The organism is Duganella sp. sic0402 (genome assembly GCF_019219065.1).
Lineage (GTDB): Bacteria > Pseudomonadota > Gammaproteobacteria > Burkholderiales > Burkholderiaceae_D > Rugamonas.
Window position 1 is genome coordinate 255521 of sequence record NZ_JAHUWK010000001.1, and the last position, 23368, is coordinate 278888.

Annotated in this window: 16 protein-coding genes; 6 read left to right on the forward strand and 10 right to left on the reverse strand. The window is 62.6% G+C overall.

What is annotated here, in order from left to right; genetic code table 11:
* Nucleotides 1-8: 8 nt before the first annotated feature.
* Complete coding sequence (locus KW842_RS01130; RefSeq protein ID WP_218302251.1) at nucleotides 9-902, forward strand: DUF4351 domain-containing protein; 894 nt, start codon at nucleotides 9-11, stop codon at nucleotides 900-902.
* Here the strand turns inward: KW842_RS01130 and KW842_RS01135 are convergent.
* From KW842_RS01135 to KW842_RS01155, 5 genes are all read right to left on the reverse strand, one after another.
* A complete protein-coding gene (locus tag KW842_RS01135) occupies nucleotides 892-2223 on the reverse strand; it encodes a hypothetical protein (RefSeq protein ID WP_218302252.1) in 1332 nt (443 codons plus the stop codon). The genes KW842_RS01130 and KW842_RS01135 overlap by 11 nt on opposite strands.
* Nucleotides 2224-2321: 98 nt before the next feature.
* Nucleotides 2322-2753, reverse strand: coding sequence for a copper chaperone PCu(A)C (locus KW842_RS01140; protein WP_218302253.1), 432 nt, complete (start codon nucleotides 2751-2753; stop codon nucleotides 2322-2324).
* Nucleotides 2750-3361: an SCO family protein gene (locus KW842_RS01145; protein WP_218302254.1), complete on the reverse strand. Its 612-nt coding sequence runs from the start codon at nucleotides 3359-3361 to the stop codon at nucleotides 2750-2752. The genes KW842_RS01140 and KW842_RS01145 overlap by 4 nt, the downstream gene beginning before the upstream one ends.
* Nucleotides 3362-3434: 73 nt before the next feature.
* Nucleotides 3435-3836 carry a DUF2946 domain-containing protein gene (locus KW842_RS01150; RefSeq protein WP_229223426.1) on the reverse strand — a complete coding sequence of 134 codons (402 nt, stop codon included), beginning with the start codon at nucleotides 3834-3836 and terminating at the stop codon, nucleotides 3435-3437.
* Between the two features lie 64 nt (nucleotides 3837-3900).
* Nucleotides 3901-5901, reverse strand: a complete 2001-nt coding sequence (locus KW842_RS01155) for a methyl-accepting chemotaxis protein (protein ID WP_229223490.1) — start codon at nucleotides 5899-5901, stop codon at nucleotides 3901-3903.
* A gap of 424 nt (nucleotides 5902-6325) precedes the next feature.
* Between KW842_RS01155 and KW842_RS01160 the strand changes: the two genes are divergently transcribed.
* Both KW842_RS01160 and KW842_RS01165 read left to right on the forward strand, forming a co-directional pair.
* Nucleotides 6326-8581, forward strand: a complete 2256-nt coding sequence (locus KW842_RS01160) for a carboxy terminal-processing peptidase (RefSeq protein WP_218302256.1) — start codon at nucleotides 6326-6328, stop codon at nucleotides 8579-8581.
* A 215-nt stretch (nucleotides 8582-8796) separates the two neighbouring features.
* Entirely contained in the window at nucleotides 8797-10944 is a 2148-nt protein-coding gene (locus KW842_RS01165) for a gluconolaconase (protein ID WP_218302257.1), read from the forward strand.
* A gap of 10 nt (nucleotides 10945-10954) precedes the next feature.
* Here the strand turns inward: KW842_RS01165 and KW842_RS01170 are convergent, their stop codons facing one another.
* The gene (locus KW842_RS01170; protein WP_218302258.1) at nucleotides 10955-11212 is read right to left on the reverse strand and encodes an NHLP-related RiPP peptide; all 258 of its coding nucleotides are present in this window, start codon (nucleotides 11210-11212) and stop codon (nucleotides 10955-10957) included.
* Nucleotides 11213-11349: 137 nt separating this feature from the next.
* Here KW842_RS01170 and KW842_RS01175 point away from each other — a divergent pair, with 137 nt between their 5' ends.
* The gene (locus tag KW842_RS01175) at nucleotides 11350-12510 is read left to right on the forward strand and encodes a putative peptide maturation dehydrogenase (RefSeq protein ID WP_218302259.1); all 1161 of its coding nucleotides are present in this window, start codon (nucleotides 11350-11352) and stop codon (nucleotides 12508-12510) included.
* Here KW842_RS01175 and KW842_RS01180 read toward each other — a convergent pair.
* From KW842_RS01180 to KW842_RS01195, 4 genes are all read right to left on the reverse strand, one after another.
* Nucleotides 12486-17309 carry a response regulator gene (locus tag KW842_RS01180; RefSeq protein WP_218302260.1) on the reverse strand — a complete coding sequence of 1608 codons (4824 nt, stop codon included), beginning with the start codon at nucleotides 17307-17309 and terminating at the stop codon, nucleotides 12486-12488. The two genes, KW842_RS01175 and KW842_RS01180, sit on opposite strands and share 25 nt — an antisense overlap.
* 309 nt (nucleotides 17310-17618) lie before the next feature.
* The gene (locus KW842_RS01185) at nucleotides 17619-18821 is read right to left on the reverse strand and encodes a DUF4861 family protein (RefSeq protein WP_218302261.1); all 1203 of its coding nucleotides are present in this window, start codon (nucleotides 18819-18821) and stop codon (nucleotides 17619-17621) included.
* A gap of 13 nt (nucleotides 18822-18834) precedes the next feature.
* On the reverse strand, nucleotides 18835-20235 hold the full coding sequence (locus KW842_RS01190; RefSeq protein WP_218302262.1) for a glycoside hydrolase family 88 protein: 1401 nt from the start codon (nucleotides 20233-20235) through the stop codon (nucleotides 18835-18837).
* A complete protein-coding gene (locus KW842_RS01195; protein ID WP_218302263.1) occupies nucleotides 20232-21548 on the reverse strand; it encodes an MFS transporter in 1317 nt (438 codons plus the stop codon). The genes KW842_RS01190 and KW842_RS01195 overlap by 4 nt, the downstream gene beginning before the upstream one ends.
* A 70-nt stretch (nucleotides 21549-21618) precedes the next feature.
* Between KW842_RS01195 and KW842_RS01200 the strand changes: the two genes are divergently transcribed.
* Nucleotides 21619-22071 carry a helix-turn-helix domain-containing protein gene (locus KW842_RS01200; protein ID WP_218302264.1) on the forward strand — a complete coding sequence of 151 codons (453 nt, stop codon included), beginning with the start codon at nucleotides 21619-21621 and terminating at the stop codon, nucleotides 22069-22071.
* Nucleotides 22072-22170: 99 nt separating this feature from the next.
* Nucleotides 22171-23361 carry an acyl-CoA dehydrogenase family protein gene (locus KW842_RS01205; RefSeq protein ID WP_218302265.1) on the forward strand — a complete coding sequence of 397 codons (1191 nt, stop codon included), beginning with the start codon at nucleotides 22171-22173 and terminating at the stop codon, nucleotides 23359-23361.
* The last annotated feature ends 7 nt before the right edge of the window (nucleotides 23362-23368 follow it).

The following is a 23368-nucleotide window of genomic DNA, read 5'->3' on the forward strand; positions in this document are numbered from 1 at the left end:
AAGCCGCTTTGTCGCACGCTTTCCGGGCGTTCATGAATTTCTTTTTTTCCGAACTTAGCGTTGAAATCGACTGGTCGAAACGACCACGCTCCCGCGATAAAGAGCTGGAAGGCATCAGCCTGGGCGGACGGCCTGATGGCTTGCTTGCCGATAAATTGGTCGAGGTCCGTCTGCTTGGCCGCAGCGCGCGCTGGGTGCTGATCCATATAGAGGTTCAGGCGCAACGCGACGTCAGGTTGGCGCGGCGTGTGTATGATTATAACTACCGGATCAAGAAGGAATATGCGCAGCCGGTGATCAGCTTGGCCCTGCTCGCCGATGAGGCTCCCAAGTGGCGTCCTGATGTTTATCGCAGCCTGCTGTTGGGGACGGGGACGATATTTTACTTTGCCGCTGCCAAGCTGCTGGACTATGCCAGCCGGACGAATGAGTTATTGGCGTCGCGCAATCCTTTCGCCTTGCTCACGCTAGCGCATTTGCGTACGCAGCAGGCCGGCCATGATGCCGATCGGCTCTTTGCGGCCAAGTGGGAAATTACGGAGTTACTGTACCAACGTGCTTGGAGCAGGACGCGCATAATTGAAATGTTCAAGGTAATCAATTGGATGATGGTCCTGCCAGCGGCTTGTCAACAACGCTATTGGCAGGCGGTCCTCAAGCTTGAGAAGGAGAAGAAAATGCAATGGATTAGCCCATTGGAGCAGTCTTTCATGGATAAGGGGCGGGAGGAAGGCATGAAAGAAGGCGTGGTGTCGGTTCTGGAGCGGCAGCTAACACGGCGCTTCGGCCCGCTGTCTAAAACAACGCGCGCCAGGCTGGCGAGAGCCAGCGTGGCGCAGCTGGAGGCATGGAGCGATGCGCTGCCCGAGTCGCAGTCCTTGAAAGAGTTCTTCAGCGCTTGAGCCACGCCTCCGGCACTGGCACAATGCAGATATTCATCGTGCGGCCATCTTCCGACAGCATGGCGGACTGGATCTGGATACGCGTGCCATCCGCGTTGAAGGTGGGATGTGGATGATCCGCCGCTGTGGTGCGGTGGCCGGTGGTCAGCATCATCATTTCACGCGTACGGCGATCGATCAGGTAGACCGAGCGGCTGAAATCGTCACCCACAGCCCAACGCCCATCCGACGAGCCATGTACATGCCACAAGCCGCTTCCCGCCGGCGTCTGCCCGGCGATGGTCATCTCGCGCGTGCGCAGATTGACGATGGCCAGCCCGGTAGGCTTTTCGCGCGTGCCGGTCTTGCCCCAGCCATCGTCCTGGCCAGGATTGGCGCCATCGACGCTGGTGCCGGGCGCGCCGGCCACGCCTGGCGCCGGACGGTGGCCCATGATCGCCATCGCCACCTCATCCTTGCTGATCACCGCCTCGTGCGTCACCCATTCATACGGCGCCTCCGGGTATAGCGGCCGCAAGCCGCTGCCATCGGCCATCACGGTCCAGGTGCGCTGCGGCGACTTGCCGCCAGTCTCCCAGCAAAACACGATCTCGCCCGGATTGAACAGATTGGCCTGAATATGCCCGATCTGGAACGGCACCGACACCACATGGCGGAACTCGCCAGTACGCAGGTTCATGCGGGCGATGCCGTTCGGCCCCGCGCCCATCTTGCGCGGACCGAAAGCCGGCTCGATGGTGGTCCCTGGCGCCAGATGGCGCGCCGCCTCGCCGGGGCCAACGCGGAAATACACCCATTCCTCATCCGCATCCAGCGCCATATCGCCACCGGCTTCCAGCTCGGCTGGCGTGGTGCCCGCCACGCGCTGATACGTAGCGGCGGATTTCAGCGTGCCGGCGGCGCTGTCGGCAAACACGCGCGCCAGGTCTACCTCGACGATCTGCAACTGCCTGGCGCCGGCCACTGGCCGCATGAAGTACAGCTTCATCGACTTGCGCGCCAGGTTCAGCATGCCGGTATAGCCGCCTTCGCTGACCTGCACGATATCGCCGCTCTGCTCGTTGACGGCAACTGCTTCCTTGCCGGCGATGTTGGAGCGGAACACCAGCCATTGACCGTCTGAGGTCCATTGCGGATGGGTGGGATAGATTTTGGAATCGCCATGCGGCTTGCTGGTCAGGAAGGTCAGCATGGTGCCGGTGACCGGGTCTTTGACCAGCTTGCGTTCAGAAGGAAAGCGCTTGCCGATTTCGGCCTGCGCGGTAGCACATACCAGCAGGGCTGCGCACAGCAAAGCGTAGCGGGGGAATTTTATTTTCATGGGCCTGTCTGAAGGATGATATCGCGAGCGACAGATATATCATCCTTCAGCAAGCCAGCTCAAGAGGGTTTCCAGTCACAAACGTGAGTGATTGCTGCTCAGTGTGCCGCTGCGTTGAGCGGCTTGACCGGCGCGTCGATCACCACCTTGCTGCGCACCTTGTGCGCATCTTCAAACTCCAGCGTCAGCGGTACTTTGTCGCCATCCTTCAGCGGCTGTTTCAGGCCCATCAGCATCAGGTGGTAGCCGCCCGGAGCCAGCTTGACAGCCTGGCCGGCGGGCAGATCCAGCGACTGCATCTGGCGCATGCGCATCATGTCGTTATCCATTTTCATCTCATGGACTTCGACCGCGCCAGCGGCCGGCGAACTGGCGCCGACCAGCTTGCTTGCCTGGACCGAGGTCAGCGTCATGAAGGCGCCGGTCGCTTTTTGTGCGGCCACGGTGGCGCGCACCCACTGTTCGCCGACGGTCACCTGGGCCAGGGCGGGCAGGGCTGCCATCAGCAGCAGGGAGAGCAGTTTTTTCATTGGAAGAGTCCTTTCAGGAAGCTAGTTTCTTTTTTGGGATGCATCAGCAGGCGCAGGTCGGCTGCGCACTCCTGGGCGGTTTGCGCGTGTTTCATCGCCAGGCGGATTTTGCCGCTTGCGTCAAACACGTAGGTGAGGGCGGTATGGTCCATGGTGTAGGAACTGCCGCTCGGCACCTTGCGGTAAAAGATCTTGAAGTCCTTGGCGGCCTTGGCGGTCTGCTCCAGGTTGCCGCGCACGGCGACGAAACTGGGATCGAAGGCGCGCATGTATTCGGCCAGCAGCGGCGCGGTGTCGCGTTCCGGATCAACGGTGACGAACACCACTTGCAGCTGGTTGCCGTCGGCGCCCAGCAGGCGCTTGATTTCCACGGCGCGCGACAAGGCAGTCGGGCACACGTCCGGGCACTGGGTGAAGCCAAAGAACAGCATCACCACCTTGCCCTTGAAGTCGCGCAGCGAGGCTGGCTTGCCGTCGCCATAAAAGAGTTGATAATCGGGGCCGATATTGGCGCCGGTGATGTCGATGGCGGTAAATCCGGCGGCATGCGCCGTGCCGGCTACCAGCGGCAGAGCGGCCAACGACGAAATAAAAGTACGGCGTTGCATAATCTATCCTGTAAAGCGGATGGTACGGATGCACGGCCGCGCGCGAGCGGCGCAGCGGTGCGGCTGTAGGAGATCAGGCAAGCGCCGGCGGGCCGCGCGGCTGGGCTTCCGACCAGCGGATGTGGCGCCACTGCGTCGCGGGGCGTGCAGCCGGATAAACGTCATGACCTGCCAGCACCGTCAGCAGTCCTGCCGCGACAGGCGGTGGCGCGTCGCCACCAGCGTGCGCCGCGCATAGCATGCAATGCTTGAGCGCATGGCCGGCGTGGCCGTTCGGCATGTGTTTGCCGCTGCCGGCGATGCCGGCGGTGCTGAGCGGCGTGGCGCTGCAAATTTCCAGCGCCAGCGCATCGTCGCCACGCACGGTAGCCGCCTGGCTTAGCGCCGGCGCGAACAGATTCAGCAGGATCGTCATCGAGACGATCAGGCTGAGCATGTTGGTCAAGCGGCGCCGGTGCTGGAAAAGAATAGGCATGCGGCAATTATAAAATAAAAAAGCCGCCTCCGTTTCCGGGGCGGCTTGATGAGCGCAATCCAGCTTATTTCAGTGCCAGGTAATGCGGCTTGCTGGCGGACGCAACATTGCTGCCCAGCTTGAAGATCTTGACCACTTCTTCCAGCTCGTGCGCCTGATCCTGCAGCGCTTGTGCTGCTGCGGCGGCTTCTTCCACCAGGGCGGCATTCTGCTGGGTCACCTGATCCATCTGGGTGACGGCTTCGTGTACCTGGGCGATGCCTACGCGCTGCTCTTCGCTGGCGTTGCTGATCTCGGACATGATATCGGTCACGCGGCGCACGCTGTCCACCACTTCCTTCATGGTGCTGCCGGCCTGTTCCACCTGTTTGCTGCCGGTTTCGACCTTGCTGACGGAGTCGTCGATCAGTTCCTTGATTTCCTTGGCGGCGGTGGCCGAGCGTTGCGCCAGGTTGCGTACTTCCGAGGCGACCACGGCGAAGCCACGGCCTTGTTCGCCGGCGCGGGCGGCTTCCACTGCCGCGTTCAGCGCCAGGATGTTGGTCTGGAAGGCGATGCCGTCGATGACCGAGATGATGTCGGCGATCTTGCGCGACGAATCGGTGATCGAACCCATGGTCTCAACCACTTGCGCCACCACTTCGCCACCTTTGGCGGCGATGCCGGAAGCGGCCAGCGCCATCTGGTTGGCTTGCGACGCGTTCTCGGCGTTCTGGGTCACGGCGCTGCTCAGCTCTTCCATCGAGGCGGCGGTTTCTTCCAGGCTGGACGCCTGTTCTTCGGTGCGTTGCGACAGGTTCAGATTGCCTTGGGCGATCTCAGTGGAGGCGGTGGTGATTTGCTCGGCGCCGCTGCGCACTTGGCCAACCACGCCGGACAGGCTGTGGCTGATATTGTTCAGCGAACGCAGCACCAGGCCGATCTCGTCCTTGTTGTCGATTTCCAGCTGCACATCGAGGTCGCCGGCAGCGATGCGCTCGGCGGCTTCTTCGGCGCGCGCCAGCGGACGCGACACGACCGAGCGCACCAGCAGGAACAGCGCCACGGCAAACACCGCCAGCGCGATCAGGCCCAGCAAAGCGTAGCGGTTGCGCAGCTGGCCGGCTTCGCGGGTGATTTCTTCGGTGTAGGTGCCGCCCACGATCAGCCAGTTCCATGGCTTGAAGGTATGGTATTCGACCAGTTTCTCGCGTGGCGCAGCGCCGTCTTTCTCAACCCAGTCGTAAGTCATGCCGCCGGATTTAGTTTCCAGCATTTCCTTGATGAAGGAACGGCCATCGCTGCTCTTCAGGTCCAGCAGGTTTTCGCCTTCCTTGCTTGGGTGGACCAGGGCGTTGCCCAGGGTCTTGCCTTCAGCCGCGTTAATCACATAGATATAGCCGGTTTCGCCGATCTTGATGGCCTTGATTTTTTCTTTCAGCACTGCCATGTTGTTGGCGATGTCGAGGCCGATGAACAGCACGCCGATGGTCTTGCCATTGCTGTCCTTGACCGGGTCATACTGGGTGATGAAGGGCTTGCCGAACAGATTCGCCAGGCCGATGTAAGTATTGCCCGAACGCAGCACCTGATAGCTCGGGTGGCTGCGGTCCAGCTGGGTGCCGACCGCGCGGTCGCCGTTTTCTTTGCGCACCGTGGTGCTGACACGGACGAAGTCCTCGCCGGTGGCGGCGAAGATGGTGACGATCACGCCGGTGTCATTGGTGAACTTGTCCGGAATGGTGAAATCGAGGTTCAGGGTCTTGCCGGCGTACTTCAGCGACGGCGTCGGCTTGCCGCCGATATCGACTGTGGTGGCCGGGTCCAGCGTGAACTGGCCGCCCTTGAATTCGGCGGCGAACAGGCGGGCGAAAGCCGACGCCTCATTCATCATGGCCGAATTGAACACTTCAACGGTGTTGCTGATGCCGCTGAGGTTGTAGGCCACGTTGGCGCGCGCGCGCTCTTTCAACATGGCTGCGGTACTCAGATTAATCAGGGTCAGCATGATGGCCAGAATCACGCTGATCAGGCCAAACGTAAAAACGGTAATCTTAGTACCGACACCCCAGTTGCGGGGATTCATCATTATTGTTTTCATTGATATCTTTAGAAAAAGATGCTGCGGTTTGAGGTCGCTCGGAGTCGAGCTGCTCCGGGGGCGGGGGAGCAATGCGTAGGGCGAAGGCACTGCCGTCAGTGCTGCCAAGGCTGGGCCGTCAACGTGAAACTAAGACTAGAATGATAGCATATTTTTTCTGGTTGGCAATTAAACTGAAGAGCTTTTCAAATAATTTCTATTTATAAAACAATGACTTGTGTAGAAAATTGCACAGTGGTAAGTGTTTTTACTTAGTAAATTCGTGTTAAGAGTGTTTCGTTTCAGCCATCTTTAAGCTTGGACAGTGACACTGTGAAATACCTTCCCCGTAGCGGCGTGCCTATCCTGTAGAATGGAATCGCACCGTTTATGTAACAAATCGATTAATAATATGTTTCGGAGTAAGCCGATGAAGAAGCAAATGCTGTTGGTGGCCGTGATGGCGGCTCTGTCAGTTCAGGCCGGCGCCGCCGCGCCAGAGAAAGCGGCGGACACCCCCCTCAAGCCCCTGGCGGGCCAAACCACGGCGGCGCGCTTCGCCTCCGTGGTCCTGAGCAAAGGCCACTACAAGCCGCTGCCGCTGGACGACGCGATGTCGGAAAAAATCTTCGACCGCTATTTCAAGTCGCTGGACGCGGAGAAAATGTTCTTCACCCAGGCGGATATTGATCAGTATTCCATCGTGCGCACCCGCCTGGACGACGCGATCAATAACGAAAACCTCAGCGTGCCGTTTGCCATCTTCAATCTGTACCAGCAGCGTTTCAACGAACGCATCGCCTATGCGCGCGAACTGGTCAAGCAGGGCAAGTTTGAATTCACGTCAGACGAAACTTATCAGTACGACCGCGAGAAGGCCGACTGGACCAAGAGCGACGCCGAGGTCAAAGACCTGTGGCGCAAGCGTGTCAAGAACGAGTGGCTGCGCCTGAAACTGGCCGGCAAGGACGATAAAGCTATCCGCGAAACGCTGGACAAGCGCTATGAAGGCTATCTGAGCCCGTCGCGCAAGCTGACCAGCGAAGACGTGTTCCAGATCTTTATGAACGCGTATGCCATGTCGATCGAGCCGCACACCAACTACCTGGGCCCGCGCGCCGCCGATAACTTCGATATCGCCATGCGCCTGTCGCTGGAAGGCATCGGCTGCGTGCTGCAATCGCGCGACGACTACACCGTGGTGCGCGAAGTGGTGACCGGCAGCCCGGCCGGCCTGTCCGGCAAGATCAAGGTCGGCGACAAGATCGTCGGCGTGGCCAAGGACGAGAAGTCGCCGATGACCGAAGTCATGGGCTGGCGCCTGGACGATGTGGTGGCGCTGATCCGTGGCCCGAAAGACTCGACCGTCAAGCTGGAGATCATTCCGGCCGACGCCGGTCCGGACGGCAAGCACAGCTTCGTCACGCTGGTGCGCCAGAAGATCAGCATGGAAGAACAGTCGGCCAAGAAATCCATCTATGAAGTCAAGGATGGCAACGCCAAGCGCCGCGTCGGCGTGATTTCGCTGCCGACCTTCTATATGGACTTCGAGGCGCGCCGCAAGGGCGACAAGGACTTCAAGAGCGCCACCCGCGACATCTCGCGCCTGCTGACCGAGCTGAAGAAGGACAAGGTCGACAACGTGCTGATCGACCTGCGCAACAACGGCGGCGGTTCGCTGAGCGAGGCGGTGGAGCTGACTGGCCTGTTTATCGACAAAGGCCCGGTGGTGATGCAGCGTACCGGCGACAACAAGGTCGAGGTGGAAGCCGATACCAATCCCGGCATGGCCTGGGATGGCCCGATGGGCGTGCTGATCAACCGTGGCTCGGCCTCGGCATCGGAAATTTTTGCGGCAGCGATCCAGGATTACGGCCGTGGCGTGGTGATCGGCGAGCCGAGCTTCGGCAAGGGCACGGTGCAGACGCTGTTTGACCTGAACCGTTTCGCACCGGGCGATAAAACCCGTTATGGCGAGCTGAAGTACACGGTGGCGCAATTCTTCCGCATCAACGGCGGCACCACCCAGCTGCGCGGCGTGACGCCGGACATCAAGCTGCCGACCATGGGCGACTCCGACCAGTATGGCGAATCGAGCTACGAAAACGCCTTGCCGTGGACCCAGATCAAACCAGCGATCTATATTCCGGCCGGCGAGATCAAGGAAATCGTGCCGCTGCTGGATAAAAAGCACGAAGCGCGCGTGGCCAAGGACAAGGACTTCCAGTACCTGGCCGAAGACATCGCGCTGGTGAAAAAGCAGCGCAAGGAGAATTCCGTCTCGCTCAACGAAGTGGTGCGCCGCAAGGAGCGTGACCAGCAGGAAGCGCGCGCCAAGCTGCGCGAAGCGCGTCTGCTGTCGCCAACCCCCGGCGCGGATGATCCTATCCTGGTGCCTGATCCTAAGGAAGCGCTGAACAAGGCGATTTCGGCCTCGGCCAAGACCGCCAACAGCAAAACGCCGCCGAAAGTGGCTGGTGTCAAAGGCGCACTGCGCAGCGACGACGGCCTGCAAGGCTCCGAGCGTTCGCTGGCTGCCGAGCTGGAAGCCGAGAAGCAGGCCAAGGCCGCCAAGGACGTGCTGCTGAACGAAGCGGTGCACATCATGGCGGATGAGGTTGGCCTGCTGAAGACCGACACCCGCATGGCGTCGCGCGTGCTGCCTTATGCTGCCGACAGCAAGTGAGTTCTGATCAGCAAACCTCTGATATATGTTTGGTGAATCTCTACTATTGCTAAGATAAATTGGATTTATATGCGGCGACGCAGCATACTTCACTTGTCTCCTCTATCTCCTCCAAGGAAATAGACTTCAGCCCACTCCCTGAGTGGGCTTTTTTTTGCCTGAACGCGGCTGACATCGGTTAGACTTTCCATTAGTCAACGTTTAGGTATCGGCAAGTGTCTCCAACTCAATTCAAACTCATCCTGGCCGCGTTGGCGCTGGGCGGTGCGGCTGTCGGTGGTGGCGTCGCTTATTTGCTGGTGCAGCCATCGGCCCAACACGCGGACGAGGCCAAGGCGGTGGCACCACGTGGCACGCCGGTCAAATGGCATGCACGCGTGACCACCATGGCCGGCGATGGCTTGCCGGGCGCCAGCAACGGCAATCCCAAGCGCACGCGCTTTGCCGATCCGTTCGGCGTGGTGCTGGACCAGCAGGGCAATCTGTATGTGTCCGACGGCGGCGACAACAACATCATCCGCAAGATCGATATGAACGGCATCAGCAGCACGCTGGCTGGCGGCACCGAAGGCTATGCCGAGGGCGCCGGTACGGCTGCCGCGTTCAACACCCCATCCGGCATGGCGGTCGATGCCGCCGGCAATCTATATGTGGCCGACACCGGCAACAACGCCATCCGCAAAGTGACGCCGCAGGGTGTCGTGTCCACACTGGCTGGTGACGGCCTGGCTGGCGACAAGGATGGCAAGGGCGCCGCCGCCCAGTTCAATGGCCCGGTCGGCGTGGCGGTGGACGGGGCTGGCGTGGTCTACGTGGCCGATACCTATAACGACCGCATCCGCCGCATCGCGCCGGACGGCACGGTGACCACCATCGCTGGCGGCAAGCGCGCAGGCATGGCGGACGGCGCCGCCGCGCAGGCCTTGTTCGATACGCCATCCGGCATCGCGGTCAGCGCCGGCGGCGAACTGTTCGTCGCCGACACGGCCAATCACGCCATCCGCAAGCTGGGCAAGGACGGCAACGTCAGCACCATTGCCGTCGCCAGGGACGACGACCGCGATTCGCTGCTGCGCTCGCCGGTTGGCATCGCGCTGACTGGCGACGGTTTCATCTACATCGCCAGCACCTCGCATGGCCGCGTGGCGCAGATCACGCCGCAGGGCGAGGTCGGCGCGCTGCAGGATGTCGATCATCCGGCGCAAGCGGGCGTTGGCGCGGACGGCGGGGTGCGGCTGTATTCGCCGCGCTCCATCGCTGTGTACAAGGATGGTTCGCTGTTCGTCACCGACGCCGCCACCTTCCGCCTGCACCATATCGCGCAGGTCGCCGCCGATGTTGAACCGGTGGCTGACGAGCCGCAACCCGGTCCACCGTCGCATAGCGCTACCATGCAGTGGCCGGTCAAGCCGCAGGACAAAGCGCATGAGGTAGTCGGCCTGATGGGCGAGGTGCGCGGTGATTTCAAAGGCGAAAGCCGCGATCACTTTCATTCAGGACTGGATGTGCAGGCGCCGATGGGCGCGCCGGTCCTGACCATCGCTGCTGGCAAGATCAGCGATCCGCGCGCCAGCTGGGGCTATGGCGAATTGTCGGAAGGGCTGGCGCTGGGCGGCATGAACTACATCCACATGCGCGTGGGCCGCGACGCGCGCGACAAGCTGTTCAACGATCCGCGCTTCCTGCTGTCGCGCGGCGAGAAGGGCGCGGCCGAAGCGGTGCGGGTCAAGCGTGGCACCCGCTTTGTCACCGGCGAGACGCTGGGCACGGTCAACCGCATGGCCCATGTGCATCTGGAATACAAGCCGAACGGCCCCGCGCTGAATCCGCTGAAACTGCCTTTCATCGATCTGGAAGATACCATTGCGCCGCTGATCCACAGCATCAGCGTGGTGGACGCCAGCGGCAAGCCGATCACCGAAAAACGCGATGGCCGGCTGTTCATTCCGCGCAGCCTGGGGCAGGTGCAGATCGTCGTTGACGCCAGTGACCAGATCAACGGCAACCAGCAGCGGCGCCGTCTCGGTTTGTACAAATTGGGCTATCAGTTGCTGAACAAGGATGGTGAGATGATTCCGGGCATGGGCGAGCCGCTGATCACGCAGCAATACGACCGTCTGCCGCGCAACCGCGACGCTGTCAAGCTGGCGTACGCGGCCAATAGCGGGATTACCGTGCATGGCGCCAGCGAGACGCGCTTTGCCTATGCGATCAACAACAAGCTGATCAACGGCAAGCTGACGCCGGGCGGGTGGAAGGTGGGAGAGTTGGGGCCGGGGCAGTACATCCTCCGCATCACGGCGGAGGATTTTGCCGGCAATGCCGCCCATCGTGGCCGCGAACTGGCGATCACGATCGACTAGCGGACAGCGATCAGGCGGCTGCCATCACGCCAGACAGCAGGAACGGCACCATGGTGCCGGTGGTTTCCAGCTGCTTCAGCAGTTCGCTGCGGTCGGAGGCGATTTCCGCTTTCGATGGCAGGCTAGGTTCTTCTGGCACATCTTCCGGCGACAGGGTAATGCCCAGGCCGGCCAGCGCGCTGACTGGATCGTTCAGCAGCTGCGCGCGGAATTTGTCATCGCTTGCCAGTTTGTCGAGGATGGAGCTGAGTTCGTTGACAGTATGCATGATTTAGCCCTTATAAAGAAGGAGTCAGGAGCGCGCACGGCCGTGACGCTCAGGTCCATGCTACGTCAAACTTTTCAAGTTGCCAAGACGTGCGCTAGACTCGTGTTTACTTACCGATTAGCCAAGAGGAAACCGCCATGAAGCTACGCCGCTGCGCTGTCTTGTATATCGAACCTCGCGAAGAACTCGCTATCGATTGGAAAGTTGTACTGGCCGGCGGCAGCGCTTTGGCTGCCACCACGCACTGGGTGGCGCTGGCGCCGCACCTGGACCTGGAATTGCGCATCGACGCTGACCAGCTTGCTGCGCTCGGCGCGCTGAGCCAGACGGTATGGGTCGAACGCACGGTGGCCGAACAGCGCTACGGCGAGCGCTGCGTTGCCGGTTTGCTGGAGCAGGGCCTGCTGATTGGCGACACACCACAGTACGCTGCGCAGCGCGAGCGCGACGATACGTTGCGCGCCACGCACTGGCGGCCGCTTTCTGCGCTGGCGCACACTTATGGCCGCTGGCGCGGCGTCACCGGCGAAACCGGTATGGAGGCGCCGAGCTTCCAGGAATTGCTGGAGCGCTATGGCGAACCGCCGCCGCCGACGCTGGACATCGGCACGGGCGAGGCGCTCAAGCTGCCGCCCGCCGCCGCCGGCCGCATGGATGAGCAATTGCTGCAGCGCTACACCGGCCGCAATTTCGATTTGCAGGCCAGCGTGCCGCTCGAAGTGGCGGCGCGGCTGTTGCAGCGCACTTTCGCGGCGCAGGAAGTGCGCAAGGTCGGGCCGCATTCGTCGGTGCTGAAGAAGACCAGCCCGTCCGGCGGCGGTCTGCATCCGATCGAGGCGTTCGTCCTGGCGCAGCGGGTCGATGGCGTGGCGCCGGGGCTGTATCACTATCATCCGATCAGCCACGAACTGCGGCCGCTGCAGACGCTGGACAGCGAGGCTGCGGCAGCGCTGGCGCGTTACATGCTGGCCGATCAGCACTGGCTGTCGACGGCGCCGTTGCAGGTGGTGCTGGTGGCGCGCATGGAGCGCAGCTTCTGGAAGTATCGCAATCACCAGAAGGCGTATCGGGCGCTGGCGCTGGACGCCGGGCACTTGTCGCAGACGTTCTATCTGCTGGCCACCGAGGCTGGCTATCCGGCCTTCATCACGGCGGCCATCAATGATGCGGATATCGAGAAGACGCTGGGCCTCGATCATTTGCGCCATGCAGTGGTGGCGATGTGCGGCTGCGGCCCGGCTGCCCAGGGCGAGCGCACGATGGTGGAGCTGCGTTACGGCGAGACGGACGCGATCTGAGCTTGCAGGCCGTCCAGCACCGTCTCCAGCGCTGCGCCGTAGGCGGCCAGCGCGTGGTCGAGGTTGCCGACGGGTGCTGAGCTCAGCAGCTGTTCCAGTTCGGTGGCGGCGCGGTGCAGCTCCGGCATCGACAGATTGCCGGCGGCGCCGCGCACCTTGTGCACCAGCAGCGCGGCCTGCTCATAGGCAGCATGGTCGATAGCGGCGGCCAGTAGCGCCGCACTGCTGTCAAAATCGGTGACAAAGCGGTTCAGCAGCATGTTCAGCAGCTTGCTGTTGCCGCCCAGGCGGTCCAGTGCGGCTTGCATATCGATGCCGGGCAGGGCCGGTGTATCGTTCGCCGCTGTGCTGGCCGACGGCGCTGCGGCCGGTGCAGGCGCTGGCTGGGCGGGCGTGCGGCGCATTTGGCCGGCCAGTACTGCGAACAGCCGTTCGGGATCGATCGGCTTGGTGACGTAGTCGTTCATCCCCATGCCGAGACTGCTTTCACGGAAACCTGCGACCGCGTGCGCTGTCATGGCAATCAGCGGCAGTTGAGCGTGGCGCGCGCCGGCGCGGATGCGGGCGGTGGCCTCATAGCCGTCCATGCCCGGCATCTGGATATCCATCAGCACCGCGTCGTAGCTGGTCTGATCGACCATCTGCAAGGCTTCGGCGCCGCTGCCCGCCAGTTCAACCTGCACACCCGCCCGCAGCAGCACCTCGCGCGCCACCTGCTGGTTGATCACATTGTCATCCACCACCAGCACGCGCGCGCCTGCGATGCGCTGCGCTGCGTCCGACAAAGCGGATGACGACGCCGCAGCCGGATCGGACGGCGACGCCAGGCCCAGGCCCACCAGCACCGCATCCAGCAACGGCGCCGGACTGACCGGCTTGACCAGGCTGGCGACCACGCCGGCATGTTGCGTCGCATGGCTGGCCACCTCGCGCCCGAAGTCGCTCAGCATCAGCACTTGCGGTGCCAAGGTGGCGAGCGGCGGCAGCTCGCCATCGATCAACACCAGGTCGGCATGCTGATCGGCCAGATAGACCGATGCCGCGCCGCTGTCGGCGACCGCGTGCGCGCTGAAGCCGTCGCTGCGCAGCTGGCGGGTCAGCATATCGCGCATCATCGCGCTGTCGTCGACGATCAGGATGTGCTTGCCGGCGGCACCGGCAGGCAGACCGCGCGGCGCCGCTTGCGGACCTGTCTGCCGCCGCAGTGCCAGTTCAAAATAGAAGCGGCTGCCTTCGCCTGGCGTGCTGTCGATGCCGATCTCGCCGCCCATGGCTTGCACCAGCTGCTGCGAAATCGCCAGCCCAAGCCCGGTGCCGCCATACAGCCTGGTGGTGCTGGCGTCTGCCTGCGAGAACGCGCGGAACAGCCGCGCTTGCTGTTCTTCGCTGATGCCGACGCCGCTGTCTTCGACGCTGAAGCGCAAGCGCACCGGCTGTCCGTCGGCGAGCGGCGCGGCCAGTTCGACCCGCAAGCCGATATGGCCGTCGGCGGTAAATTTCAGCGCATTGCCGACCAGGTTGACCAGCACCTGATTCAGCCGCAGCGGATCTCCGACCAGTTGCAGCGGCACGTCCGGCGTCGCCCAGGCCAGCAGCTCCAGTCCTTTTTCGGCCGCCCGCCAGGAGAACAGGTCGGCGATCTGCGCCAGCGTCTCATTCAGGTCGAACGGCACTTCCTCCAGCTCCAGCTTGCCGGATTCGATCTTGGCGAAGTCCAGCACATCGTCAATGATGCTGAGCAGATTGTTGCCGGCGCGGCCGATCTTGGTGAAGTAGTCGCGTGGCTTGGCTGGCAGATCCAGGTGCGTGCCCAAGCCGGCAAAACCGAGAATAGCATTCATCGGCGTGCGGATCTCGTGGCTGATATTGGCCAGGAATTCGCTCTTGGCGCGGGTCGACGCTTCGGCGTCGGCGCGCGCCTGCTGGATGGCGCGGATCGCACTGGCTTTCTGGAAGGCTGACACAAACGGCTCCTTCAGCGCCTTGAACATATCCAGGTCCTTGCGCGCGAACGGCGTATTCTGCTTGAACACCAGATAGCCCTGCACCTGCTGCTCGACGCGGATGCGCACCGCCAGCATGGTACTCTGCTTGAGGAACATGTCCGGCGCGATGACGTTGGCGGCGTCAACAAACTGGCTGTGCGCGGCGGCCGGGAGCATGCCGGTGGTGGCCGACGGCAGCGCGTCGTAGCCCCAGGCGGCACGGATCGTCAGCGTGCTGCCCGGCGATTCCAGGATGAGTGCGTAGGCCACGCCCACTTCACCAATGGTCGACGATTCACGCAAAATGGTATGCAGCAGGGCGTCGAAATCCAGTTCATCGTTGATCGACTTGACGATGGCGTGCACCCGCTCCAGGTGCAGCGTGCGCGAATACACTTGCTGCTGCAGGTTGTGCACGCGCCAGCGGTACACTGCCCAGGCGCTGGCCAGCACCGCCAGCAGCGCGCCCAGACGCGCCCACCAGGTCTGATACCAGGCCGGCAGGAAGCGCAGTTCCATGCTCAGTTCGTGGGGACTCCAGACGCCGTCGCGATTGCTGCCGCGCATGAATAGCCGATAGCTGCCGGGCGGCACGTTGGCGTAGGTGGCGGCGCGGTGACTGGCGTCGGCCTCGACCCAATCCTTGTCGTAGCCTTCGAGGCGGAAGGCGTAGCGGTTGCGCAGGCTGGCCGAGAAGTCCAGCGCGGCGATTTCGACTTCCACCTTGCGCGTGCCGGGAGGAATGTCCAGCGCCTTGCTGCCCGGCGTCAGCAGCATGGCGGGCGGCACCAGGTCGCGGTCCAGCCGCACCGAACTGACCACCAGTGGCGGCTGATAGCGCCACGGTTGCGGCAGCACCGGCTGTACCACCACATAGCCGCCCGAGGTGCCAAACACGATTTCGTCGCGCGCCGTCTGGCCGACCGCGCCGACAAAATACGGCTGGAACACCAGGCCGGCAGCGCGATCCAGCTTGTGCACTTCCAGCGTGGCGGCGTCAATCATGGCGATGCCGTCCGAGGTCGAGGCCCAGATGCGGCCGGACTGGTCGGCGTGCAGCGCGGCGATATTATTGCTGGGCAGGCCGCCGGCCGCGCCCAGTTTGCGGAAGTAGGGCGTGCCATCGCTGCGCCGGCCTTCCATGATGCCGATACCGTCGCTATTCGTGCCCAGCCAAAGGCGCTGGCGCGCATCGAAGGCGAAGCCGGTGATCATGCTGTGCGGCAGCGAGCCGTCGCGTTTGGCGTTGGGCAGGATTTGTTCCGCCAGGCCGGTGGCCGGATCGAAACGGTTCAGGCCATTGCGGGTGCCCAGCCATAAGGCGCCGTCCGGGCCAACCTTCATGACGGTGACGCGGCTGTCACTGAGGCCGCCTTTATCAGGCGCGCCCTGGCCGTAAATGCGGGCGTTGCCGGTACGGATGTCGTAACGCATCAGTCCGGACGGCACGGCCACCCACAGTATGTCACCCAGCCGCACCAGGCTGGCAATGCGCGGATACGGCTCGCCGACCGGCAGCGGCACGCGGCGCACGCGGCTGCCTTGGCCGCTGGTGCGATACAGGCCCAGCGCGGTGCCGATCCAGGCTTCGTCGGGTTCGGCTTCGGTCATGCTGAGGATGAGCCGGTTCGGCAGCGCGCTGTCGGGTTTGCTGGCGTCGGGGCGCAGGCCGGCGCTGCGCGTGCCGTCGGCCGAGATCAGGTCGATGCCCTGGTCGCCCAGCCCCACCCACAGCCGGCCGCTGCGGTCGGTCATGAAGGCGAGGGCGGAGATTTCAGAGAGGCCGGCGCCGTCCAGCACGGTGTCGACGGTGCGGTTGGCGGGGTTGTGAATGTCGACGCCACGTTCATTGGCCACCCACACCAGGCCGCTGCGGTCGCGCCACACGGCGGCGGTGCGGTCATGGCCGAGGCTGATGGCCATGGCGGCGCGGTGCACAATGCGGCGGCTGTGGCCGGCGGTGTCGAATTCGATCACGCCGCCGCCGTAGGTCGCGGCCCACCAGATTCCGGGAATGGTTTCGGCGATCGACAGCACCATGGCGCCGTCGGCGTCCTTGACCTGGTCCAGCGCCAGGATGCGCGCGCTGTCGCCGGCGCGCGCCACGCCGATGCCGCTTCTCAGCGTGCCGAACACCACTTCGCCGATGCTATTGCTGCCCAGCGACAGCACCGCGTCTGCGGCGCTGTTGGCGAAGGGCAGGTCTTCGACCAGGCCGCTGGCGGCATCGCGCCGTGCCAGGCCGGCATTCGAGCCTATCCACAAGTGGCCGCCACGGTCGACCAGCAGCGCGCGGATCTGGTTGCTGCGCGCGCCGCCGGCAGCATCGGCCGCACGGGGATAATGGTGGATGACGCCGCCTTTCGCCAGATCGATATAGTCCAGCCCGGCCGCAGTGCCAACCCAGATATTGCCGCGCGCATCGCTGGCCAGTGACGACACTGCCGGGCTGCTCAGTCCTTTGGGGCCGGCGGGATAGCGCACAAAGCTTTCGCTGTGCTTGTCGTACATGGCGACCCCGTCGGTGGTGGTGCCCAGCCACAACCGGCCCTGGCGGTCGACGTGCAATACCTGAACGAAGTCGCCGGGCAGCGAGAGCGGGTCTGCTGCGTTGTAGAAGAAGTTGCGCATCCGATAGCCGTCCCAGCGGCCCAGACCGGCCTGGGTGGCCAGCCAGATGAAGCCATCGCCATCCTGGGCGATACTCATGGTGATCGGGCTGGGAAAGCCGCGCTCGGCCGGCACCAGATGCTCGAACATGGTGGGCGCCAGCTTTTGCCACGGTGTAGGCGCCGCGCCTGCCGGCGTGATCATTGCCAGCGCCAGCGTGGTCGCGCAAGCTAGGTAAGAAAGAAAATCTCGCACAAGTGGCCATCTAAAAGTCCCAGTGCCTGATAGCAATGGGCATCGTGTCACCAGCATACGTAATTGTTGGTCTATTGTCTAATCATTGCCGCACAGAGTAAATCCGTTGACAAAAAACATTGATCTGAATGTATTTTTGGACGTAATTGGAAGGAACTTGAACGACAGCTCGAACAGTCTGTCGATTGCGAACGTGCCGTTTGAGCCGAACACGCCTGCGCCACGCCGGCGCAGGTCTTCATCATGCAATAAGCCAGGTCAGGGCGCGACGCTAGCTTTCAGCGGATGGGCTGCGCGGGCGGCGACGAGTTTAACCTTTTCCTGCCATTCGGCAGAGGTCTTGACGTGGCCTGCGCGGTCCCATGCGGCGCCGATGTAGTAGCGCAGCGGCTTGCCGGATTCAACTGGCGCGAGTATCAGCTCATTCAGCGGATCTTCGGTAATGCCGCTGGCGCCAGGCAGCACAATGGCGGTGCCGAAAGCGCCGTTGGTGTTTTGCGTTACCCATTGGGTCAGCATCACACCATCGCGGCCGACGGCGATTTTCTCATCCTGCTTTTTGTCGGCCGGCTTTTTGTTCAGACCGACCGCCACAGTCAGCTGCTGCGGGCCGCTGAAGGTAAAGGTGCTGTCCATGGTGTCGAAGTCCTGGCCTGCATCGACCGTGAAGCGCTTGACCTCGCTGACCTTGGCGCCAGCCGCGTCCCAGCTGTCGTAAGTCAGCTCAAACACGCTGCGTATCGGACCGTTGGCCAGCACTTTCCACGAAGCGTAATTGCGGCCGACGTACAACTGCTTGCCATCCCACACACCAGTGCCGCCAGCGCCGCGCGATTTGCCGACGTTATACATATCCATGCCCTCACCTTCGTCGTGGTGATAATGGTCATGCCCCTTGTTATACCAGCGGTCAACCACTGGATACGCCACGCGCTTGAACCAGATATCCAGGCCGCTGGTGACCAGCACTTCCTTGCCGATACCCGCCGTGTCCGGCGCAGCCAGGGCCGGGCCGTAGGTGCGGTGCGCTACGTGATCGTTTTCCCAGCCGAAGTCATCCAGGCGTTCCGGCACATAGCGGGCAAAGGTTTTCGGCGCGAATGGCTGCGTGACAGTCTCGGTTTTCTCGACCGTGAAGGTGGCCTGCTTCTCGCCCTTGGCAAAACTGTGCTGGAAGAACAGTTCGCCATAGGCGATGCCGATGCCTTTCGGGTCCTTGGCCTGCGGTGCGATGTTGCTGACCTGGTAGGGCAGGACATTGCCCTTGCTGTCCTTGACCGCAATTTTCTGGATCAGTGCGCCTGGCAGAGCGCGGTTGATTTCGCTCCATGGCACGGCGATGGTTTCCGATGGGCGGGCCTGGTCCAGATCGTTGGTAACGGTGATGCGCGCCAGCTCGGCCGCGCTCAGCGAACCGCTGGCCAGCATGGCGGCAGCGATGGGTAACAGGTAAGTACGCATTCCGGTCATCTCCTTACTCGTGGCTGTAGTTGGTCGCACCCGAATCTTTCGGCACGTAGTGGTAAGTGCGCAGCTTGACCTGGATGTCGATCTTCGGATTGTTGAGCAGCTTGATCATCTCGGCGCCGGCCAGCAGCGTCGGGCCGTAGCCGTGCAGCGCATCGACGCTGGTCGGACGGTTGTAGTAATAAATCTGGTCGCTGGCGAAGGTGGTGCCGACGCAGGTACCTTCAACCTGGCCGCGTGCATTGATACGGGTGGTCAGGCCGACCCAGCCCGCTTGCGCGATCGAGCCGTAAGTAGCAGCGTTGATCCAGCCTTCGTTGATGGCGTGCGCGATCACGTAGGTGAACATGGCGCTGGCCGAGGTTTCCAGGTAGGAGTCGTTACGGTCCAGCATCTGGTGCCACAGGCCGGTGCCCGATTGCAGTTCGGCGATGCCGCGCAGGCTGGCACGCAGCTGGGCCAGCACTTTCGGATAGCCCGGATGGTCTTTCGGCAGCACATCCAGCAGGTCGCTCATGGTCAGCACCGCCCAGCCATTGGCGCGCGCCCAGTAGAAGCGCGGCGCATCCGGGTTGTTGGCGTTCCAGCCGTGGGTATAGACGCCCAGTTGCGCGTTGAACAGGTATTTCGACATCTGCAGCACGTTCTTGACCGCGTCGTCATAGTATTCGCGCTTGCCGGTCATGTGGCCCATTTCAGCCAGCGCCGGCACGCCCATATACATATCGTCGGCCCACAGCGATACTGTTTGCGGACGCTCGCGCGCCAGGGTGCCGTCTTTCAGGCGGAACTGTTTTTTGTAGACCCAGTTGCTGCAAGTCTCGATGAACTGGCTCATGTCGGGGCCGATTTTGGCGAACTTGGCGCGTATCATGGCGGCGCACATCGAGCCTGCGTCGTCCAGCGAGCGCGGTTCCAGCACGCGCGCAAAGCTGTTGCTGCGCTTCAGGCTGAACTGCTGTTCCTGCGCCTTGAAGTAGGGGAATTTGTCGGCGATGAACTGGAAGTGGCGCGCGGTCATCGCGGTGTATTTGCTGTCGCCAGTGACGGCAGCCGCTTTGATCAGGCCGGCGTGCACCACGCCCATTTCGTAGACCTGGAAATTCCATTCCGCGCTGCTCGGCTCGACCACGGCGTCGGCCACCGGCTTGCTGAAATCGGTGATCTGGATGCCGCTATCTTTGTGGATCACCTTGGTTGGCGTGGTGGCCTCCATGTAGCCACGGATGCGGTCCAGCGATGCGGTGATTTCGGCGACGGTCGGTTTTTTGTAGGGCACGGTGTAAGTGCCTTCGCCGGCGTCGTAGACGCTTTTATTGTCCGGGTTGCGGTATGGGCCTTCAGCGTGGGCTGGAAGGGCGAGCAGGGTGGCGGCAACTGCCGCAAGCAGGGCGGATGGGGAAGTCACGGATTTTTGTCTCTTTGTTGTAAAACGTTTATTTGGTCAGGCCATTCTAGATTGGTCCGGCCACTTTTGCAATCCGGACTGGCCACTTTTGTTGTGCTTGCCCAGACGGCGAGGGCCATCAGACTGAGTCCGCCACCGAGCAGGCAGACCCCATTCCAGCCCGCCTGCGCATAGACGCTGGTGGCGGCAATCGCGCCGCCGGCGCTGCCTGCGGCGTAGAACATCATATAGGCGCCGATCAGCCGGCTGTGCGCATTTTGCGCGCCGCGCAGGATCAGGCTTTGGTTGGTGACATGCAGCGCCTGCACACCCAGGTCCAGCGCCACGATGCCGAGAATGAGGGCGGCCAGCGATTGCGGCGCCAGTGCCAGCGGCAGCCAGGAGAACAGCATCAGCAGCAGTGCCGCGCCGCTGGCCTGCTGCGCGCGGCCCCGGTCCGCCCAGTGCCCGGCGCGGGCGGCGGCCAGCGCGCCAGCCAGGCCAACCAGGCCGAAAGCGCCGATGGCGGTGTGCGAATAGGCGTAGGGCGGGGCGCCGAGCAGGAATACCAGCGTGTTCCAGAAAACGCCGAAGACAGCGAACATCAATAACGCAATCGCGCCGCGCACTTGCAGCACGCGGTTGTGGCGCAGCAGTGTGAGCATTGAGGCAAGCAGCGATGCATAAGTCGCCGCCGCCGATGCTTGCTCGCCCGCTTCCGATGCCGCCGACCGAGCCTGCGCCTGAGCGAGCGGACCCGATGCGGTGCCGGGGCCGGTGGCAGCGACAATATTCGGCAAGGCGCGCCACAGCAGCAGCATCAGTATCAGCATGAGCGCGGCGGAGGCGGCATAGACGCCGCGCCATCCCGCCAGGTCGGCCACCCATCCCGCGAAGACACGCGCCAGCAGCAGGCCGGCCACGACGCCGCTCTGCGCCGCGCCGACCACGCGTCCACGTTCGTCCTCGGCGGCGGCGCTGGCCGCGTAGGCGATCAGGCCCTGCGTCATTGCCGTACCGAGCATGCCGACTGCCAGCATGCCCAGCAGCAGGGCGGTCGCGCTGCGGGCCAGGCATACCCCGGCCAGTGCGGCGACCAGCGCAGCCAGTTGCCCGAGCATCAAGCGGCGGCGGGGCAGCAGGTCGCCCAGCGGCACGAGCAACAACAGCGCCAGCGCGCTACCGGCCTGGGCGGCAGTAATCACGCCGCCCACCGCGGCGTGGCTGATGCCGAAATCCGCCGCCAGCGCATCCAGCAAGGGCTGCGCGTAATACACATTGGCGACGCTAAGCCCACTGGCGCAGGCAAACAACAATACAAGGGAACGCTGCATGGTGATATCCAATCTGGTTGCAAATTAAAACTGCTTGCAGCGTACCGTAAACCAGTTTTAAAATGCAACCATGGCCAAACGAAAATCCTTGCGTACTGACGACTGCCCGGTTGCGCGCGCAGTTGACCTGGTCGGCGACCGCTGGTCGATGCTCATCATCCGCGACGCGATGGATGGCATCAGCCGTTTCGGCGATTTCCAGCGCAATCTCGGCGTCGCCCGCAATATCCTGTCGGACCGCCTGAGCGCGCTGGTGGAAGACGGCTTGCTCGCCGTCCAGCCTGCCTCCGACGGCAGCGCCTATCAGGAATATGTGCTGACCTCCAGCGGAGAGAGCCTGTTTCCGGCGATTGTCGCCCTGCGCCAATGGGGCGAGCGGCACCTGTTCGCGCCCGGCGAGGCGCATTCCATCTTGGTCGAGAAAGGCACGGGCAAGCGCGTCAGCGCCATGCTTCCGCACGATCACGAAGGTAAGGTTTTAAAAGCCACGCACACTGTGGTGAAAAAGCTTGCCGCGAAGTGAAGAAAATCCATCAATCTGTCGCCCTGATGAAGAACATGGGAGTACAATGATTTTGGAACGATCGTGCTTTTCTGTGTGATCGTAAAACAAGGAGACAGCATGGATTTGACTTACACGGCTGCGGACCTGGCATTTCGCGACATGGTGCGCGGCTTCCTGGACACCAACCTGCCAAGCGACCTGCAAAAGAAAGTCCGCAACCACCTGCGCCTGAGCCGCCAGGATTATGTACGCTGGCACCAGATCGTCGCCCGCCAGGGCTGGTCGGCGCCGGCCTGGCCGGTGGAATATGGTGGACCGGGCTGGACCCAGACCCAGCGCCACATCTGGGAAGAAGAGTGCGCACGTTCCGGCACGCCGCCCATCCTGCCATTTGGCGTCAACATGGTGGCGCCGGTGATCATGGCCTTCGGTAACGAAGCGCAAAAAGCCCACTATCTGCCGCGCATCTTCAATTGCGACGACTGGTGGTGCCAGGGCTATTCGGAACCCGGCTCCGGCTCCGACCTGGCATCGCTGAAAACCACGGCCGAGCGCGTGGGCGAGCACTACATCGTCAATGGACAAAAGACCTGGACCACGCTGGCGCAACACGCCGACATGATTTTCTGCCTGGTCCGCACCGACAGCACGGTGCGCAAGCAGGAAGGCATTTCCTTCCTGCTGATCGATATGAAGACGCCAGGCATCACCGTGCGGCCTATCATCATGCTGGACGAAGACCATGAAGTGAACGAAGTTTTTTTCGATAACGTCAAGGTGCCAGTGCAAAACCTGATCGGCCAGGAAAACAAGGGCTGGACCTACGCCAAATATCTGCTGGGGCATGAACGCACCGGGATTGCGGCGGTGGGCCGTTCCAAGCGCGAGCTGCTGTTCCTGAAAAAAGTCGCCTCCGAACACTACAAGCATGGCAAGCCGCTGCTGCAGGACCCGGTGTACGCCGCCAAGATCGCCAGCCTGGAAATCGATTTGATGGCGCTTGAAACCACGGTGCTGCGGGTGCTGACGCGCGAATCGCAGGCGCCGGGACCGGAAGCCTCGCTGCTGAAAGTGCGCGGCACCGAGATCCAGCAACAGCTGACCGAACTGATGGTGGAAGCGCTGGGTCCTGGTGCGTTGCCCTTCGATACCGACTACCTGGAAGGCAAGACCGATCATGCCGTGACTGGCGACGACGCCGGCGCGCCGCTGACCGCGTACTACTTCAACTACCGCAAGACGTCGATCTATGGCGGTTCCAACGAAATACAGAAAAATATCATCGCCCAGATGATTCTGGGCCTGTAAGGGAGCG

What these genes read in the sequence shown, in the direction of transcription:
- KW842_RS01135 (WP_218302252.1), bottom strand. Translation starts at nt 2,223, where the DNA reads ATGAAAATAAAATTCCCCCGCTACGCTTTGCTGTGCGCAGCCCTGCTG.
- KW842_RS01140 (WP_218302253.1), bottom strand. Translation starts at nt 2,753, where the DNA reads ATGAAAAAACTGCTCTCCCTGCTGCTGATGGCAGCCCTGCCCGCCCTG.
- KW842_RS01145 (WP_218302254.1), bottom strand. Translation starts at nt 3,361, where the DNA reads ATGCAACGCCGTACTTTTATTTCGTCGTTGGCCGCTCTGCCGCTGGTA.
- KW842_RS01150 (WP_229223426.1), bottom strand. Translation starts at nt 3,836, where the DNA reads ATGCCTATTCTTTTCCAGCACCGGCGCCGCTTGACCAACATGCTCAGC.
- KW842_RS01155 (WP_229223490.1), bottom strand. Translation starts at nt 5,901, where the DNA reads ATGAATCCCCGCAACTGGGGTGTCGGTACTAAGATTACCGTTTTTACG.
- KW842_RS01160 (WP_218302256.1), top strand. Translation starts at nt 6,326, where the DNA reads ATGAAGAAGCAAATGCTGTTGGTGGCCGTGATGGCGGCTCTGTCAGTT.
- KW842_RS01170 (WP_218302258.1), bottom strand. Translation starts at nt 11,212, where the DNA reads ATGCATACTGTCAACGAACTCAGCTCCATCCTCGACAAACTGGCAAGC.
- KW842_RS01175 (WP_218302259.1), top strand. Translation starts at nt 11,350, where the DNA reads ATGAAGCTACGCCGCTGCGCTGTCTTGTATATCGAACCTCGCGAAGAA.
- KW842_RS01180 (WP_218302260.1), bottom strand. Translation starts at nt 17,309, where the DNA reads ATGATCACGCCGGCAGGCGCGGCGCCTACACCGTGGCAAAAGCTGGCG.
- KW842_RS01185 (WP_218302261.1), bottom strand. Translation starts at nt 18,821, where the DNA reads ATGCGTACTTACCTGTTACCCATCGCTGCCGCCATGCTGGCCAGCGGT.
- KW842_RS01195 (WP_218302263.1), bottom strand. Translation starts at nt 21,548, where the DNA reads ATGCAGCGTTCCCTTGTATTGTTGTTTGCCTGCGCCAGTGGGCTTAGC.
- KW842_RS01200 (WP_218302264.1), top strand. Translation starts at nt 21,619, where the DNA reads ATGGCCAAACGAAAATCCTTGCGTACTGACGACTGCCCGGTTGCGCGC.
- KW842_RS01205 (WP_218302265.1), top strand. Translation starts at nt 22,171, where the DNA reads ATGGATTTGACTTACACGGCTGCGGACCTGGCATTTCGCGACATGGTG.